The sequence below is a fragment of the Shinella sp. 1A1 genome (assembly GCF_055379515.1).
This window is the reverse complement of the sequence record NZ_AP039671.1, coordinates 36,855-53,682: the sequence shown is the minus strand read 5'-3', so window position 1 is coordinate 53,682 and position 16,828 is coordinate 36,855. Positions and strand designations below refer to the sequence as shown.

The following is a 16,828-nucleotide window of genomic DNA, read 5'->3' as shown; positions in this document are numbered from 1 at the left end:
AGGGCCGGCGTTCCGGCGATAGTGGGGTCATGACAGGCTTTCCTCCGTCGGGTTTCGCCGACCGCGTCTCGAGAAGTTTCGAACGGCAGGCCGCCATGCGGCTGATCGGCGCCGAGCTCACCCGCATTTCCCACGGCACGGTGGAAATCGAGCTGCCCTTCGACGAGAAGCTGACGCAGCAGCACGGTTTCCTCCATGCCGGCATCATTTCCGCCGCGCTCGACACGGCCTGCGGCTATGCCGCCTATACCGTCATCGATGCGGATGCCTCGATCCTCACCATCGAGTTCAAGGTCAACCTCATGTCGCCGGGGCGCGGCGAGCGCTTCCTGTTCCGCGGCGAGGTCACCAAGCCGGGCAGCAACATCATCGTCGCCGACGGGCGCGGCTATGCCCTGACGGACGGGCCGGCCAAGCTGATCGCGTCGATGACCGGCACGATGATGGTGGTGCGCGGGCGGGAGGACATCACCGAATGAGCTTCGTCCTCAAGACCGCCGGCCGCTACCGCATCCTCTATGTCATGGCCGTCGACGCCGAATACGGCCCGCATCTCAGGGCTCGCATGACGCCATTGATGACCGGCGTCGGCCCCGTCGAGGCCGCCGTGCAGCTGACGCTCGCCCTCTGCCACCTGGAGGCGGAGGGGAACCTGCCCGATCTCGTCGTCTCGCTCGGCTCGGCCGGCTCGGCGGTGCTGGAGCAGGCCGGCGTCTACCAGGCGACCTCGGTTTCCTACCGCGACATGGACGCCTCGCCCCTCGGCTTCACACGCGGCGCGACGCCCTTCCTCGACCTGCCGGCGGAGGTCCCGCTGACCGTGCATGTGCCGGGCCTGCCGGAAGCCCGGCTTTCGACGGGCGCCAACGTGGTTTCCGGCCCCGCCTATGCCGCCATCGACGCGGACATGGTGGAGATGGAGACCTATGCGGAGCTGCGCGCCTGCCAGGCCTTCGGCGCCCGGCTCGTCGCGCTTCGCGGCATTTCCGACGGCAAGGCCGAGCTCACCCATATCGGCGACTGGACGGAATACCTGCATGTGATCGACGAAAGGCTCGCCGCCGCCGTCGACAGGCTGGAAACCGCTGCCGCCGACGGAACGCTCGTGCTCAAAGGCTGAGAAACCGGCTTTTTCCCCGTTGCACGCCGCAAGGATATTCTTTAAAGGCTCGCCATGACCCAGACAGCCCATCCCGACAGCGTTCTCATCATCGATTTCGGCAGCCAGGTGACGCAGCTCATCGGGCGGCGCGTGCGCGAAGCAGGCGTCTATTGCGAGATCATCCCCTTCCAGTCGGCGGAGGAAGCCTTCCACCGCATAAAGCCGAAGGCGGTCATCTTCTCCGGCGGTCCCGCTTCCGTTCTCGACCAGGGCAGCCCGCGCGCACCGCAGATCGTCTTCGATTCCGGCCTGCCGATCCTCGGCATCTGCTACGGCCAGCAGACGCTCGCCACCCAGCTCGGCGGCACCGTCGAAGGCGGCCATGCCCGCGAATTCGGCCGTGCCGATGTGGAAATCCTGAAGGCCAGCCCGCTCTTCGAAGGCTTCTGGGAAGTCGGCAACAAATATCCGGTCTGGATGAGCCACGGCGACCGCGTCACCGTCGCCCCTGAAGGCTTCGAGATCATCGGCGTTTCCGAAAACGCCCCCTTCGCCATCTGCGTCAACGAGGCGAAGCGCTACTACACGACCATGTTCCACCCGGAAGTGGTGCACACACCCGATGGCGCCAAGCTGCTGTCGAACTTCGTGCACAAGATCGCCGGCATCAAGGGCGACTGGTCGATGTCCGCCTACCGCGCCCGCGCCGTGGAAGCGATCCGCGAGCAGGTCGGCGACAAGCGCGTCATCTGCGCGCTTTCAGGCGGCGTCGACTCATCCGTCGCGGCCCTCCTCATCCATGAGGCAGTCGGCGCGCAGCTCACCTGCATCCTCGTCGACCACGGCCTGATGCGCAAGAACGAGGCGGCCGACGTCGTCGCCATGTTCCGCGAGCACTACAACCTGCACCTCATCCATGTCGACGCCGTCGATCGCTTCGTCGGCGAACTGGAAGGCGTCTCCGACCCGGAGACCAAGCGCAAGATCATCGGCCGCCTGTTCATCGAGGTCTTCGAGGAAGAAGCCGGCAAGCTCGGCGGCGCGGAATTCCTCGCCCAGGGCACGCTCTACCCCGACGTCATCGAAAGCGTCTCCTTCACCGGCGGCCCCTCGGTCACGATCAAGTCGCACCACAATGTCGGTGGCCTGCCCGAGCGCATGAACATGAAGCTCGTCGAGCCGCTGCGCGAGCTCTTCAAGGACGAAGTGCGCGTGCTCGGCCGCGAACTCGGCCTGCCCGACTCGTTCATCGGCCGCCATCCCTTCCCGGGTCCGGGCCTTGCCATCCGCTGCCCGGGCGGCATTACCCGCGACAAGCTGGAGATCCTGCGCGAAGCCGACGCCATCTATCTCGACGAGATTCGCAAGGCCGGCCTCTACGACAAGATCTGGCAGGCCTTCGCCGTGCTGCTGCCCGTCCAGACCGTCGGCGTCATGGGCGACGGCCGCACCTACGAATTCGTCTGCGCGCTGCGCGCCGTCACCTCCGTCGACGGCATGACCGCGGACTTCTACCACTACGACATGAACTTCCTCGGCCGCGCCGCCACCCGCATCATCAACGAAGTCCGCGGCATCAATCGCGTCGTCTACGACGTGACGTCGAAGCCGCCGGGCACGATCGAGTGGGAATAACGGGGGCTCGCATGCGGGGATCCAAGAAAGCAGTGAAATAAGCCGCAACGACATCCTTGTTGTTGCGGCGTTCTGCTGAACCCTTTCAGACTACAGCGCAGACGCCGCCGAATTTCTCATTCAGCGGATGATCAATCATGCGTATTCGTGATCCACGCGCGTGGACCTACAGCCTGCCGGCAGCGCTGCTGCTGTTGGCTCCCTTCAACATTCTCGCTTCGCTCGGCATGGACATCTACCTGCCGGTCGTTCCCGCCATGCCCGCAATCCTGCAGACGACGCCGGATGTGGTGCAGCTCACCCTGACGGTCTACATGATCGCGCTCGGCGTCGGGCAGGTGCTGTTCGGCCCGCTCTCGGACCGTATCGGCCGCCGGCCGGTGCTGATCGCGGGGGCGGTGATCTTCGCCGCCGCCGCCCTCGGCCTCGCCATCACGACCTCGGCGCCGCTGTTCGTGGCGTTACGGCTCGTGCAGGCCGTCGGTGCCTCGGCGGCGCTCGTGGCGCTCTTCGCCACGATCCGCGACGTCTATGCCGACAGGCCGGAAAGCGCCGTCATCTACAGTCTGATGAATGCCATGCTGGCCTTCGTTCCCGCCCTCGGGCCGATTGCCGGCGCGCTGATCGCCCGCGCCTTCGGCTGGCAGGCGCTGTTCGTCGCGCTCGCCCTTCCCGCGATCGCCATGCTGTTCGTGGCCTTGCCGAAATGGCACGAGACGCGGCCCGCCGAGGCGATGGCGCAGAAGCGCGCCTTCGGTCCCGTGCTGGCAAGCCCTGCCTTCTGGACCTATACGCTCGCTTTCAGCGCGGCCATGGGGACGTTCTTCGTCTTCTTCTCGACCGCGCCGCGTATCCTGATGGATGGCGCCGGCCTTTCCGAACTGGGCTTCAGCCTCGCCTTCGCGACCGCCGCCCTGGTCATGATCGCGACGGCGCGGTTTGCGGAAAGGCTTGTCGGGCGCTGGGGCATTGCCGGCTGCACGGTGCGCGGCATGGCGCTGCTGCTCTCCGGCGCAGCCTTGCTGGTCCTCGGGCAACACCTGCTGGGACCGTCCTTCTGGAGCCTCATGCCCCCGATGTGGCTGATGGCGGTCGGCATCGTGCTGACGGCATCCGTCTCCGCCAATGGCGCGCTGCAGGCCTTCGCCCATGCCGCCGGCACCGCGGTTGCGCTGCATTTCTGCGTGCAGAGCCTGATCACCGGCATTGCCGGCACGGCCGCGGTCGTGCTGCTCGACGGCACCACCGTCTGGCCGCTGGCGGGCTATGCGGCCTTGATGGCGGCGGCCACCCTGCTCATGCTTGCCCGCCTGACAAGGCGCTCGCTGCGCGACTGAAGATCCGGGCGAGGCAGTCCTCGGGCTGCCCCGCCCCTCTTGATCTCGATTTCCCCCTCAAGCAACGGCGCCGGCTTGCGCTCGTGGCCATGGACGTAAAAAATTCCGCAACTCCATGTCACATCCGGCCTTCCTGCGTCGTCATGGCGGTGTAGGATCGAAAAGGAGACTGGAATGTCCGCTCGCATGACCGATTATTTCAAACGCGCCGAACCTGCCTTCAAGGCGATGTACGCGCTGGAAGCCGCCCTCAAGGCCAGCCCGCTGGAGGCGAGCCTGCTGCATCTCGTCAAGGTGCGTGCCTCGCAGATCAACGGCTGCGCCTATTGCATCCATATGCATGTCGGCGAGGCCCTGAAGGACGGCGAAGACCAGATGCGGCTCCATCTGCTGGCCGGCTGGCGCGACTCTTCCCTCTATCGCGAGCGGGAACGGGCGGCGCTGGCCTGGACGGAAGCGCTGACGCTGGTGGCGCAAACGCATGCGCCGGACGAGGACTGGGCAGCCCTCGAGGCCGCCTTCACGCCCGACGAGCAGGCATGGCTTTCCGTCGCGATCGGCGCGATCAATGTCTGGAACCGCGTACAGGTCGGCTTCCGCGCCGAGCACCCGGTCGACCGGCGCCATGCGGCGTGACGACCCGGCAACGGACGTCTTCGAGGCGCAGCGGCCGCGGCTGCTGCGCCTTGCCTATCGCATGCTCGGCTCGCACGCGGAAGCGGAGGATGTCGTGCAGGAAGCCTGGCTGCGCTGGCACCGCAGCGACCGCGCGGCGGTGGCCGAGCCCGCCGCATGGCTGACCCGCATCGTCTCGCGTCTCTGCCTCGACGCGATGAAATCCGCCCGCGCGCGACGCGAGACCTATCCCGGCATATGGCTTCCCGAACCGCTGATCGAGCCGGCGGACGATGAAACACGCGCCGACAACATCACCCTCACGCTCATGATGGCGCTGGAACGGCTTTCGCCGCTGGAGCGCGCCGCTTTCCTGCTGCATGACGTCTTCGACCAGCCGCTCGACGACATTGCGGCAACGCTGAAGCGCAGCCCGGCGGCCACCCGGCAGCTTGCGGCGCGGGCCCGCGCCCATGTGCGGATCGACCAGCCGCGCTATGAAATCCCCCGCGAGGACGGCGAGGCGCTGACGCGCGCCTTCTTCGAGGCCTGCCGTGTCGGTGACGCCGACGCGCTCGGCTCCATGCTGGCGACGGACGCGACGCTGCGCTCGGATGGCGGCGGCAAGGTGCTCACCTTCCCGAACGCCATCCAGGGCGTCGACCGGCTGGTCCGCCTCTTTCTCGGGCTGTCGCGGAAGCTGGGCGCGCGGATGGAATTCCTGGGCCATGCCGTGATCGACGGCCTGCCCGGCTTCGTGAGCCGCATCGACGGACACATGCAGACCACGGCCGTGGAAATCGTCGAAGGACGCATCGCCGCGATCTACATCACCCGTAATCCGGACAAGCTGACGAGCCTGACGCAGCCTGCCTAAAACCCGAACGACTGCTGCGCCGGCTCCGGCGGGGCGAAGGAAATGCCCTCCAGCGCCAGCATCCTCACCTTGGAGGATGCCCCGCCGGGCGCCGAGAAGCCGCCGACCTTGTTTCCGGCAGCCAGCACCCGGTGGCAGGGGATGATGAGGGCGACGGGATTCTTCGCCATGGCTTGGCCGACCTCGCGCGCGCCTTCGGGACCTGCGCCGAGATCGCGGGCGATCGTGCCGTAGGTCGTCGTCTCGCCCCAGTGCACGCGCCTCGCGGCATCGTAGATCGCCCGGAAGAACTCACTCTGGCCGGCAAGATCGAGCGGCACGTCGGTAAAATCCGCTTCCTCGCCGGCGAAATAGCGCTGCGCGGCTTCGATGGCGCGGGCGACGGCCGGCGGCGGCTCGGCAGGCTCGGCGGCCTCGGCATTTTCGAGACGGCGCAGCAGCAGGCGCTGCGTCCTGGCGGCGTCCTCGCCGGGCAACTGGAAGCGCACGACACCCGCTGCCGTCCAGGCGATGCCACAGGGTCCGCTCGCCGTTTCGAAGATATGATACTGGGTCTTGCCGGTCATTTTCGGCTCCCGTTCCCGTCTTGCCACAAGATCGGGCTTTGCCCGGCCGGTTTCAACCCGTTTCTTGCCGGGGCTTGCGCCATCCGCAACCAATTCGCATAACGCGGCAAACGATTTGAGGAGAAAAGGCGTGGAGCGTTCCGAGATCATCATTGGCGGGGATACGGCAGGCATCGAATGGCGTGTGCCGGTCTTCCGCTTCAAAGGCAGCGACAGCGCGGCGCCCTCGGCCTATATCCAGGCGGCGCTGCATGCCAACGAGCTGCCCGGCACCGCGCTCCTCCACTTCCTGCTGGAACGCCTGCAGAAGGCGGAGGCGGACGGCGCGATCCGCGGCGACATTACCGTCGTGCCGCAGGCCAACCCGATCGGCCTTGCCCAGTACCATTTCGGCGAGATGGAAGGCCGCTTCGACCTCGGCTCGCGCACCAATTTCAACCGCGACTTTCCGCTGGTGGCACTCGCCGGGCGGGATACGCTGCTCGAAACGTTCGAAAGCCGCAGCGCCGCCGACCGGCTGAAACGGACGCTGCTGCATACCGCGCTCGGCGCGGACCTCGTCCTCGACCTGCACTGCGACGACGAATCCCTGCAATATGCCTATATCGACGATGCCTTCTGGCCGGAGGCGGCGGACCTGGCATCGGCGCTCGACATGGAGGCCGTGTTCCTCTCGGACGGCGAAAGCACCGCCTTCGAGGAGGCCGTCGGCCATGCCTTCAAGCGCCAGGGCGGCGACAAACTCAAGAGCGTGCCGGGCCGCCTTGCCGTCACCGTGGAGCTGCGCGGCCGGCGCGACGTCTATCCGGAGATGGCGCGGCGCGATGCGGACGGCCTCTGGGCCTTCCTCGCCGGGCGCGGCATCGTCACCGACCCGGCGCACAAGGCGAAGCCCTATGCGGGACCTGCCGTGCCGCTCGACAATATCGAGATGGTCAAGGCGCCCGAGCCCGGCACCGTGCTCTTCCACCGCGGCATCGGCGACGAGGTGAAGGCCGGCGACGTGCTCGCCACCCTCATCATCCGGCCGGGCGAGGCGGGCGGCACGCTTGCCGTCACGGCCGGCCATGACGGGCTGATCGCCACGCGCTGCTCCGCCCGCTACGCCCGCCGGGGCGACGACCTGATGAAGATCGCCTGCCGCGAAGCCACCCGCAGGGACCGCAAGCCGGGCACGCTGGAAGACTGACGGGGGCGCGCAAAAATCTTCGCGCGGGGGATGGCCTTCCCCCTCGCATTCGTATCGTCCGAAGCAATATATAGAAGCAGCAAAAGAGCTTGCCGCCTTGGGATGATCCGCACGCATCATGTTTGAGACGCTCTCCGCCTATTGGCCGCATATCCTCGTCGCGCTGTCGATCGTACTCGGCGTTCCCGCCGCCATCCATGCGACGATGACGAAGGAGGAAGTGCGCGCGGCGATCGGCTGGGTCGGCGTCATCGTGCTGTCGCCGGTGGTCGGCGCGCTGATCTATGCCGTCGGCGGCGTGAACCGCATCCGGCGAAAGACCCTCAATCTCGGCCGCGAGGGCCTGCTAGCCGCCGGCTGGCACCATCTCGACGAATACGACGTCTCCAACGCCCATATGCAGGTGCGCTTCGGCGGGGCGCTCGCCGCCATGCAGCGCCTCGGCGATGCTGTCGGCCGCTGCCGGCTCACTTCGGGCAACCGCATCGCGGTGCTCTCGACCGGCGACGAGGCCTATGCGGCAATGCTCGCCGCCATCGCCGCCGCCGAGCGCTCCATCCTGCTCGAAACCTACATCTTCGACCGCGACAAGGCCGGCGAGCGCTTCGTCGAGGCGCTGTCGGCGGCGGTCGCACGCGGCGTCGAGGTGCGCGTGCTGATCGATGCGGTCGGCGCGCGCTATTCCATTCCCTCCATCGTCTCGGAGCTGCAACGGGCGAAGGTGCCGACGGACGTGTTCAACGGCAATATCGTCATGGGCCTGCGCCTGCCCTATGCGAACCTGCGCACCCACCGGAAGATCCTCATCGTCGACGGCACCACCGCCTTTACCGGCGGGCTCAACATCCGCGCCGGCTTCTGCGCGGAATTCGCCGGGCAGGCCGCGGCGCTCGACACCCATTTCCGCCTCACCGGCCCCGTCGTCAGCGACCTCTTCCGCATCGCCTACGAGGACTGGCGCTTTTCCGGCGGCGACGATCTTTCCGGCGAGGCCTGGCGCATTCCGCCGCCGCCGGACGCGCCGGATACCGGCATGCTCGCCCGCGTCGTGCCCTCCGGGCCGGACAAGAGTCTGGAGACCAACCACCGCATGCTGATGGGCGCGCTGTCGGTCGCCAAGAAGCAGATCCGCATCATGTCGCCCTATTTCCTGCCCGACCGCGAACTGATCAGCGCGATGGTCACGGCGGCGCGGCGCGGGGTGGAGATCGACATCGTCGTGCCCTCGGCCAACAATCTCAAGCTCGTCGACCTCGCCATGACCGCACAGTTCGACCAGCTGCTCAAATACGGCTGCCGCATCTGGCGCGCCTCCGGCGCCTTCAACCATTCCAAGCTGACGGTTATCGACGACATCTGGACCTATGTCGGCTCGTCGAACATCGATCCGCGCTCGCTGCGGCTGAACTTCGAGGTGGATATCGAGGTGATCGACCCGGATTTCGCCGACCGCATCACCGGGCGCATCACGGCCGCGCTGTCGAATGCCGAGGAGGTCACGCTGGAAGAGCTCAATGCACGGCCCTTCGCCCAGCGCCTCGTCGAGCGCATCACATGGCTCGGCTCGCCCTATCTGTAGACGCGCCGGCACGCTCCCAGACGACCTTGAGGTCGATATGGGCCTTGATCGGCAGGTGATCGGACGCCACGCGCGCCAGCGGCGAATCGTGCACCTCGACGGAGGTGACGAGGTCGTGCGGATGGCCGAGCGCCCGGTCGAGCGCCAGAACCGGAAAGCGGGAGGGAAAGCTCGGCACCGCGCCGGAGGCCGGATCGAAGGTCGGCTGCAGGCGCGAGAGCGACGAGCGCCGGCCGACGCGCCACTCGTTGAGATCGCCGACGAGAAGGGTCGGCATCTCCTCCTCTTCCGCGACGGAGGCGAGGATCGCCATCGCCTGCTGCTCGCGCGAGCGCTTCAACAGGCCGAAATGGGCGGCGACGAGCCTCAGCTTTCCCACCGGCAGGTCGAGATGGACGACGAGGGCGCCGCGCGGCTCGACGCCCGGCAGCTTCAGCTGCCGCACGCCGCCCACCACGCCCTTGCGCATCATGATCATGTTGCCGTGCCAGCCGTGGCCGGAGGAGGACAGCGCGTTGATCGGCACCGGCACGAGGCCGCAGTCGCGCTCCAGCGCCTCCAGGTTCAGCAGGCCCGACCGCTCGCCGAAGCGCTTGTCCGCCTCCTGGATGGCGATGATGTCGGCATTCATCTCGGCGATCACGCTCGCCGTGCGCTCGGGATCGAAGCGCCGGTCGACGCCGATGCATTTGTGCACGTTGTAGGACGCGATGACGGTGTCGCCCGGGCGATTGTTCTCCGGCGGCCGGTGGCCGCGACGATTGCGAATGGCCGCAAGCAGCGCGGCCGACGTGATCTTGCCGTTCCTGTCCAATGGACCTTCCTCATGGCACCTTCCCATCATATGGGGGCGGGCTTCCTCTCGGCAACCGCCCTGCGGCAAGAAGGTTCCGAAAAGTCGGGGCGGCGCAGCGTCCGGGAGGCAATGCAAACGTCTTGCGCCTCGCCCGCAATATCGTGGTCGAATTTTCGGGCGATTTGTCCTAAACCGGTTCCACCCTCCAGCCAGACAGGAAACCGGCCATGTTCGATGCCCTCACCCGCCAGCCCGACGATCCGCTGCTTGCCCTGATCGGCCTTTTCCGGGCGGACGAGCGCGCCGGCAAGGTGGACCTCGGCGTCGGCGTCTATCGCGACGAAACGGGCGTCACGCGGGTCTTCCGCGCGGTCAAGGAGGCCGAGCGCCGCCTCGTCGAGACCCAGCAGACCAAGGCCTATGTCGGGCCGGAAGGCGATCCCGTCTTCCTCGAACGCCTGTGGGCGCTGACGACGGGCGAGGCCGGCCGCGGCCGCGCGACCGCCGGACTGCAGACGCCCGGCGGCTCGGGCGCATTGCGCCTTGCCGGCGACCTCATGGCGCGCACCGGCACGCGGCGCATCTGGCTCGGCCTGCCGACCTGGCCGAACCATGCCAGCATCTTCACGGCCGCCGGCCTGGAGGTCGTCACCTATCCCTTCTTCGACATCCCCTCGCAGGCCGTTCTCTTCGACCGGATGATGGAGGCGCTTTCCGGCGCCGCGCCGGGCGATGCCGTGCTGCTGCATGCGAGCTGCCACAACCCGACGGGCGCGAACCTCAATACCGAGCAATGGCGCGCCGTTGCCGCGCTCGTCGCCGAGCGCGGCCTGCTGCCGGTCATCGACATCGCCTATCAGGGCTATGGCCGGGGCCTCGACGAAGACGCGGCGGGCCTGCGCATCCTGCTCAGCGCCGTGCCGGAGGCGCTGGTCGCCGTTTCCTGCTCGAAGTCCTTCGGGCTCTACCGCGAGCGCACCGGGGCGATCTATGCCGTCTGCGGCAGCGCCGAGACGACGCTGACCGTGCGCAGCAATCTCGCGGCGCTCGCCCGCGTCAGCTATTCCATGCCGCCGGACCACGGGTCCGCGGTCGTCAGCATGATCCTCGGTGACGAGGCGCTGATGGCGGACTGGAAGGCCGAGCTCGAATCCATGCGCCTGCGCATAACCGCGATCCGCGAGCGCCTTGCCGCGGGCCTTTCGAAGCGCTGGCAGGTGCTGACCGCCATCCGCGAGCAGGAGGGCATGTTCTCGCTGCTGCCGCTCGAGGAGGCGGACGTGATGAAGCTCAGGGCCGAGCACGCCATCTACATGCCGACCTCCGGCCGCATCAACATCGCCGGTCTCAAGACGGCGGAGGTCGATGCCGTCATCGAAAAGTTCCTGAGCCTGTGAGGACGCCATGACGGCCGACACCGCAGCCCCGCCCGAGCGCCACTCCGTCTACGAGGATGTCATCGCCATCGTCGTCGGCACGATGTTCGTGGCGCTCGGCGTGGTGATCTACACCAAGGCCGTGCTGCTCGCCGGCAGCACGGCGGGCCTTGCCCTCCTCCTGCAATATGCGACGGGCATCGGCTTCTGGTGGCTGTTCTTCGCCATCAACCTGCCCTTCTACGTGCTTGCCGTGCGCAAGCTCGGCTGGGCCTTCACGCTGCGGACCTTCGCCGCGGTGACGCTGGTCTCGATCCTTACCCGGCTCACATCCGGCCTGATCGCCTTCTCCCATCTCAATCCGCTCTATGCGGCGGTGATGGGCGGCGCGCTTTCCGGCACGGGCCTGCTCATCCTCTTCCGCCACCGCACCGGGCTCGGCGGCATCAATGTGCTGGCGATCTACCTGCAGGACCGGTTCGGCCTGCGCGCCGGCTATTTCCAGCTCGGCGTCGACCTTGCCATCCTCGCCGCGGCCTTCTTCGTCATCCCGGCGGACCGGCTGGCGCTTTCGGTGCTCGGCGCCGTCGTCGTCAACATGACGCTCGCCATCAACCATCGCCCCGGCCGCTATCTCGGGGTGACGTGATCCTCGCGGCGCTTTATGAAAGCGGCACATGACATGAGGAGACACGCGTGACCGTCACGATCTACGGCATCAAGAACTGCGACACGATGAAGAAGGCCCGCACCTGGCTCGACGCCAGGGGCATCGCCTATCGCTTCCACGACTACAAGGCGGAAGGCATCGACGAGGCGAGCCTTGCCCGCTGGGTCGATGCACTCGGTTGGGAAACGGTGCTCAACCGCGCCGGTACCACCTTCCGCGCCCTGCCGGACGGCGACAAGCATGACCTCGACGGGAAGAAGGCCATCGCGCTGATGATCGCTCAGCCATCCATGATCAAGCGCCCGATCCTCGACCGCGACGGGCAGCTTACGGCCGGCTTCAAGCCGGAGATCTACGAGACGCTATTCTAGACCGGACGGCGATAGCCCGTCGGCTGCTGGTAGAGATAGGCGGTGCGCTCGATGGCGGCGGCCAGCGGCTCGCGGGCGACGCTCATCGTATGGCCGTTGGCATGGATGATGGTCGTCTCGTCCTCCATGATCGCCACATGGCCCTTCCAGAAGACGAGGTCGCCGCGCCGCAGTTCCTCGCGGGCGACGGGCGTGCCGAGACCAGCGGCCTGCATGTCGGAATCGCGCGGGGCGCTTCGCCCCGCCATCATCATGGAAAGCTGCACGAGGGCCGAGCAGTCGAGGCCGAAGCCGGAGCGGCCGCCCCACAGATAGGGCGTTTCGAGGAAGCGGCCGGCAATCGTGACATAGTCGCCGCCCGCCGTCCCGCCGGCCGGCAGACAATGGCCGGCAATGACCGACTGGCCGCCTTCCAGCGTGAAATAGCGCGTGCCGCGCGTCTCGCTCTCGCCGACGACCGTTAGCCGGCTTCCGATGGAAAGCGCGAAGGCGGCGGGCGTCCTGAGGTCCGGGCCGGTATAGGCGAAGGTGCGCGGTACGCCGACGACATGGGTGGCGGGCGCCGCGGCCGCATCCAGCGCCGTTTCCGGCAGGTAGCCGACATAGCCGTCGAAATCCGACTTCACCCAGGCCCAGCCGGCGGCGCGGTCGAGCACGCGCACGCCCTCGCCGAACAGGACCTGCGTGTCGATGCCGGCGGCCTCGTCCGGCCGGGGCCGGAGGGCGGCGACGGGCACGGCGATGCGGGCCGGCACGCCCGTCACATAGCGCTCGGCGGTGACGGTGCCTTTCAAGGCTTCTTCGGCGAGGTCGGGGCGGAAGGCGTTGAGGCGGCGGTCTGGCAGGGCGTTCATGATGTTCTCGCGGAAGCCTTCAGGAATTCTGGGCGCGGGCCCTGGCGATGATAACATCGCCGAGATGTTCGAGATAGAGCGCCCCCTCGACGGTGCGCTTGATGACGACGTTGCGGCGGTCGCGCTCGTCGCGCAGGCGGGTGACGAGCCCCTGCTCACCCATCGTGTCGAGCGCGCGGGTGATCACCGGCTTGGTGACGCCGAGCTTCGCGGCGAGCCCCCGCACGGTATGCGGCGGGGGCACGAGATAGATCTCCAGAAGGATGGCGAGCTGGCGCAGGGTCAGGTCCCGCCCGTCCTCGCGGACCTGCTCCACGGCGACCGCGTGCCAGAGGCCGAGCGCCTGCGAGGGGGTGAGATCGAGCGGCACGGATCCTCCGGGCGTTGCTGGCGCAATCGCGGGCGCAGCCATCGGCTTCCCGCAATTGTTACGCTACCGTATCAACCGCCCGAAGGAAAGCTCAGGCGGTCATGCCGCGCAGGTGGTGGTAGAGCGCGCGGATCGCCTGCGCCTCGCCGCCGACCGGCGAATGCGGCCGCTCGGCCTGCGCCCAGGCATAGATGTCGAAATGCGCCCAATGCCGGTTGCGCGTGACGAAGCGCTTGAGGAAGAGCGCCGCGGTGATCGAGCCGGCCATGCCGCCCGACGGAGCGTTGGTGAGGTCGGCGATGCGGGCGGAGACGTCCTTGTCGTAGCCCATGTAGAGCGGCATGCGCCACATCGGATCGTCGACCGCAAGGCTCGCCTCGGTGAGGTCGTGGGCAAGGTCGTCGTCGTCGGTGAAGAAGGGCGGCAGGTCCGGGCCGAGCGCGACGCGGGCGGCGCCCGTCAGCGTCGCCATGTCGACGATGAGGTCGGCGTCCTCCTCGTCGGCATAGGCGAGCGCATCGGCAAGGATCAGCCGGCCCTCGGCATCGGTATTGTCGATCTGCACGGTCAGGCCCTTGCGGCTTTTGTAGATGTCGCCGGGGCGGAAGGCATTGGCCGAGATCGAGTTCTCGACCACCGGCAGCAGCACACGCAGGTCCACTTTCAGCTTGGCGTCCATGATCATCAGCGCGAGGCCCATGACATTGGCCGCACCGCCCATGTCCTTCTTCATCAGCAGCATGGAGGAGGCCGGCTTGATGTCGAGGCCGCCGGTGTCGAAGCAGACACCCTTGCCGACGAGCGTCACGCGCTTGTGGCCCTTCTTGCCCCAGCGCAGTTCGAGGAGACGCGGCGCCTGCTCCGAGGCGCGGCCGACCGTGTGGATGAGGGGGAAGTTCTCCTTGAGGAGATCCTCGCCCGCGATCACCGAGACCTTCGCCTTGTAGTGCTCGGCGAGCGCGCGGAAGACGTCTTCCAGCGCTTCCGGGCCCATATCGTTGGTCGGCGTGTTGATGAGGTCGCGGGCAAGGAAGACGCCGGCGAGCTGGCGCTTGATGTCGGCGGCGTCCGCATCGGTCGGGATGAGCAGGGTCGGCGCCTCGGAGGCCGAGGCCTTGTAGCGCTCGAAACGGTAGCTGCCGAGACCGTAGCCGAGGGCGAGGCGGTTGGCCGTCAGCGGCGCGGTCTCGATATGCCAGTCGCCGGCGGGCAGCGTGCGGGCGAGCTTGCCCGTCAGGAAAGGTGCATCGGACGGATTCCTGCCGAGGCCGAACAGCGCCCCGCCGAGATGGCCGTCGGCCGTCGGCACCATCAGCAGCGCGCCCGCCTCCGCCTTGAAGCCGGCCTTTTTCGCCCAGTCGAGCGCGATCGGGTCGATCGTGCCGGTTTCGATATGGGCCGGCGTGATCGCGAAGATCGGCAGCGTCCTGCCGCCTTTCGTGTTGAAGGGAGAGGGCCGGTCGATGAACTGGAAGGGGGCCATGGCGAACCTTTGGAGAGAGCCGGGAATCGGGCAATTAACACTCTGTTAGGGTTAACAGATTATTGCTGGAGTGGAGATTGCGGCGTGATTCTTGACGCCGCGGGGATGCGAAAATCGCTTCGGGGACCGATCATGGCTATCAGCCGCACGCGTTCGTCACTTCGCTCGGCACTTCTGAGAGGGGCGGCGCTGCTCGCCATCACGGTGGCGGTGGCGAGCTGCGCCAGCAAGAACAACCCGACCACGGGCTCGATCCCCACGACATCCAAGCCGGTCGGCGCGATGAACGCGACGGAACTGCGCGGTGCGGCCGACAGCATGGGCAAGGCCTACGAGAAGAACCCGCGCGATCCCCAGACCGGCATGAACTATGCCAGCGTCCTGCGCATGAACGGGCGCAACGACCAGGCGCTCGCCGTCATGCAGCAAGTCGCCATCAGCAATCCCGACAACCGTGAAGTGCTGGCCGCCTACGGCAAGGCGCAGGCGGCGGCCGGCCAGCTCCAGCAGGCGCTCGACACGATCCTGCGCGCCCAGACGCCGGACCGGCCGGACTGGAAACTGAAATCGGCGGAAGGCGCGATCCTCGACCAGCTCGGCCGGTCGGGCGAGGCCCGCCAGCGCTACCGCGAGGCGCTCGACCTGCGGCCGAACGAGCCGTCCGTGCTCTCCAATCTCGGCATGTCCTATCTCCTGACGCGGGACCTGAAGACGGCGGAGACCTATCTGCGCTCGGCCGCCGGCCAGCCCGGCGCCGACAGCGGCGTGCGCCAGAACCTGGCGCTCACCGTCGGCCTGCAGGGGCGGTTCCAGGAGGCGGAGACCATCGCAAGGCAGGAGCTGACCGCCGGGCAGGCCGAAGCCAATGTCACCTATCTGCGCTCCATGCTGACCCAGCAGAACGCCTGGAAGAAGCTCGCCGCGGACGACAGCGGCAGCACCAACTGAAGCTCATCCCAGCGTCCCTCCCAAGACGCCAACGCCCCGGCCGATTGCTTCGACCGGGGCGTTTTCGTTCGGTTAACCGCTGTCAGAAGCGGTCGGAAACCTGGATGCCGGCGGGGCCGAGAATGACGGCGACGAGCACCGGCAGGAAGAACAGGATCATCGGCACGGTCAGCTTCGGCGGCAGGGCGGCCGCCTTCTTCTCCGCCTCGTTCATGCGCTGGTCGCGGCATTCCTGCGCCAGAACGCGCAGCGCCTGGGCGAGCGGCGTGCCGTAGCGCTCGGCCTGGATGAGAGCCTGCGTGACGGACTTGACCGTGTCGAGCCCGATGCGGGTGCCGAGGTTATCATAGGCCACCCGCCGCTCCTGCAGGAAGGAGAGCTCGGCGGTGGTCAGCACCAGCTCCTCGGCCAGCTCCGGCGAGGCCATGGCGATCTCATCGGCCACGCGCTTGAAGGCGACTTCGATGGAAATGCCCGATTCCACGCAGATCAGCATGAGGTCCAGCGCATCCGGCCAGGCGCGGCGGATCGATTTCTGGCGCTTCGAGACCTGGTTGGAGACGAAGATGTTCGGCGCGTAGAAGCCGAGATAGCCGATGGCAACGGTGGCGAGGATGCGCATCGGCAGCGGCTTGTCGGCGAGGAGGCCGAGATAGAAGATGTAGAAGCCGGCAAGCGTCAGGAAGACGAAGGGCAGGACGAAGCGCGCGAAGAGGAAGATATTGAGCGCGTTCTGCGAGCGATAGCCCGCCTGCTTCAGCCGGTTCACCGTATTGGCGTCGACGAGCGCCTCGCGCAGGTTCAGCCGTTCGACGACCTGGCGCACGGAGGTGTTGTGCTGGGCGCGCAGCGAGGCCTTGCTCTGGACGGCCTGCGTGTTGAGGCGCGCCCGTTCTCGCGCGCGCATCTGCTCGCGCTCCAGCGCCACCGCCTTCATGCGCTTGCCGAGGTCGCCGCGGTCGAGATAGGGCGCCGCCAGCGTGTAGAAGGTCGCCAGCACGGCGATCATCACGAAGGCCGGCAGCAGGATGGCGGGATCGGTAAGCGTAGCGACCATGGT

Annotated in this window: 18 protein-coding genes; 12 read left to right on the top strand and 6 right to left on the bottom strand. The window is 67.4% G+C overall.

What is annotated here, in order from left to right; genetic code table 11:
* Positions 1 to 29: 29 nt before the first annotated feature.
* The 6 genes from ACZ48C_RS00290 (at position 30) to ACZ48C_RS00265 (ending at position 5,566) form a co-directional block, all read left to right on the top strand.
* Positions 30 to 479, top strand: a complete 450-nt coding sequence (locus ACZ48C_RS00290; protein ID WP_464781826.1) for a PaaI family thioesterase — start codon at positions 30 to 32, stop codon at positions 477 to 479.
* A complete protein-coding gene (locus tag ACZ48C_RS00285; protein ID WP_464781825.1) occupies positions 476 to 1,120 on the top strand; it encodes a 5'-methylthioadenosine/S-adenosylhomocysteine nucleosidase in 645 nt (214 codons plus the stop codon). Before ACZ48C_RS00290 ends, ACZ48C_RS00285 begins: the two co-directional genes overlap by 4 nt.
* 54 nt (positions 1,121 to 1,174) lie before the next feature.
* Positions 1,175 to 2,737: a glutamine-hydrolyzing GMP synthase gene (gene guaA, locus ACZ48C_RS00280; protein ID WP_464781824.1), complete on the top strand. Its 1,563-nt coding sequence runs from the start codon at positions 1,175 to 1,177 to the stop codon at positions 2,735 to 2,737.
* A 137-nt stretch (positions 2,738 to 2,874) separates the two neighbouring features.
* Positions 2,875 to 4,074: a CmlA/FloR family chloramphenicol efflux MFS transporter gene (cml, locus tag ACZ48C_RS00275; protein ID WP_464781823.1), complete on the top strand. Its 1,200-nt coding sequence runs from the start codon at positions 2,875 to 2,877 to the stop codon at positions 4,072 to 4,074.
* A 174-nt stretch (positions 4,075 to 4,248) separates the two neighbouring features.
* The gene (locus ACZ48C_RS00270; protein ID WP_464781822.1) at positions 4,249 to 4,710 is read left to right on the top strand and encodes a carboxymuconolactone decarboxylase family protein; all 462 of its coding nucleotides are present in this window, start codon (positions 4,249 to 4,251) and stop codon (positions 4,708 to 4,710) included.
* Entirely contained in the window at positions 4,700 to 5,566 is an 867-nt protein-coding gene (locus ACZ48C_RS00265; RefSeq protein WP_119257355.1) for a sigma-70 family RNA polymerase sigma factor, read from the top strand. The genes ACZ48C_RS00270 and ACZ48C_RS00265 overlap by 11 nt, the downstream gene beginning before the upstream one ends.
* On the opposite strand, the gene ACZ48C_RS00260 is transcribed toward ACZ48C_RS00265, so the two are convergent.
* A complete protein-coding gene (locus tag ACZ48C_RS00260) occupies positions 5,563 to 6,132 on the bottom strand; it encodes a methylated-DNA--[protein]-cysteine S-methyltransferase (protein WP_464781821.1) in 570 nt (189 codons plus the stop codon). The genes ACZ48C_RS00265 and ACZ48C_RS00260 overlap by 4 nt on opposite strands.
* Positions 6,133 to 6,262: 130 nt before the next feature.
* Here ACZ48C_RS00260 and ACZ48C_RS00255 point away from each other — a divergent pair, with 130 nt between their 5' ends.
* Entirely contained in the window at positions 6,263 to 7,321 is a 1,059-nt protein-coding gene (locus ACZ48C_RS00255; RefSeq protein ID WP_464781820.1) for a peptidase M14, read from the top strand.
* Between the two features lie 118 nt (positions 7,322 to 7,439).
* Positions 7,440 to 8,900 (top strand): phospholipase D-like domain-containing protein, encoded by a 1,461-nt coding sequence (locus tag ACZ48C_RS00250; protein WP_119257352.1) that lies wholly within the window; start codon positions 7,440 to 7,442, stop codon positions 8,898 to 8,900.
* Here the strand turns inward: ACZ48C_RS00250 and ACZ48C_RS00245 are convergent.
* The gene (locus ACZ48C_RS00245) at positions 8,872 to 9,714 is read right to left on the bottom strand and encodes an endonuclease/exonuclease/phosphatase family protein (protein WP_313195526.1); all 843 of its coding nucleotides are present in this window, start codon (positions 9,712 to 9,714) and stop codon (positions 8,872 to 8,874) included. The two genes, ACZ48C_RS00250 and ACZ48C_RS00245, sit on opposite strands and share 29 nt — an antisense overlap.
* A gap of 209 nt (positions 9,715 to 9,923) precedes the next feature.
* Between ACZ48C_RS00245 and ACZ48C_RS00240 the strand changes: the two genes are divergently transcribed.
* Genes ACZ48C_RS00240 through ACZ48C_RS00230 form a run of 3 tightly spaced genes read left to right on the top strand, consistent with a single transcriptional unit; the run spans position 9,924 to position 12,113 of the window.
* Positions 9,924 to 11,093, top strand: coding sequence for an amino acid aminotransferase (locus tag ACZ48C_RS00240; protein ID WP_464781819.1), 1,170 nt, complete (start codon positions 9,924 to 9,926; stop codon positions 11,091 to 11,093).
* 7 nt (positions 11,094 to 11,100) lie between these two features.
* On the top strand, positions 11,101 to 11,721 hold the full coding sequence (locus tag ACZ48C_RS00235; RefSeq protein ID WP_464781818.1) for a YitT family protein: 621 nt from the start codon (positions 11,101 to 11,103) through the stop codon (positions 11,719 to 11,721).
* 47 nt (positions 11,722 to 11,768) lie between these two features.
* Positions 11,769 to 12,113, top strand: coding sequence for an ArsC family reductase (locus tag ACZ48C_RS00230; RefSeq protein ID WP_454630495.1), 345 nt, complete (start codon positions 11,769 to 11,771; stop codon positions 12,111 to 12,113).
* Here the strand turns inward: ACZ48C_RS00230 and ACZ48C_RS00225 are convergent.
* The 3 genes from ACZ48C_RS00225 to ACZ48C_RS00215 form a co-directional block, all read right to left on the bottom strand.
* The gene (locus ACZ48C_RS00225) at positions 12,110 to 12,967 is read right to left on the bottom strand and encodes a C40 family peptidase (RefSeq protein ID WP_464781817.1); all 858 of its coding nucleotides are present in this window, start codon (positions 12,965 to 12,967) and stop codon (positions 12,110 to 12,112) included. The two genes, ACZ48C_RS00230 and ACZ48C_RS00225, sit on opposite strands and share 4 nt — an antisense overlap.
* A gap of 19 nt (positions 12,968 to 12,986) precedes the next feature.
* Complete coding sequence (locus ACZ48C_RS00220; protein WP_119257347.1) at positions 12,987 to 13,337, bottom strand: MarR family transcriptional regulator; 351 nt, start codon at positions 13,335 to 13,337, stop codon at positions 12,987 to 12,989.
* A gap of 91 nt (positions 13,338 to 13,428) precedes the next feature.
* Positions 13,429 to 14,820 (bottom strand): leucyl aminopeptidase family protein, encoded by a 1,392-nt coding sequence (locus ACZ48C_RS00215; RefSeq protein ID WP_464781816.1) that lies wholly within the window; start codon positions 14,818 to 14,820, stop codon positions 13,429 to 13,431.
* A gap of 132 nt (positions 14,821 to 14,952) precedes the next feature.
* On the opposite strand from ACZ48C_RS00215, the gene ACZ48C_RS00210 reads away from it, so the two are divergent.
* On the top strand, positions 14,953 to 15,768 hold the full coding sequence (locus tag ACZ48C_RS00210; RefSeq protein WP_318910612.1) for a tetratricopeptide repeat protein: 816 nt from the start codon (positions 14,953 to 14,955) through the stop codon (positions 15,766 to 15,768).
* An 82-nt stretch (positions 15,769 to 15,850) separates the two neighbouring features.
* Here ACZ48C_RS00210 and ACZ48C_RS00205 read toward each other — a convergent pair whose 3' ends face one another.
* Positions 15,851 to 16,825 (bottom strand): type II secretion system F family protein, encoded by a 975-nt coding sequence (locus tag ACZ48C_RS00205; protein ID WP_318910610.1) that lies wholly within the window; start codon positions 16,823 to 16,825, stop codon positions 15,851 to 15,853.
* Positions 16,826 to 16,828 lie beyond the last annotated feature (3 nt).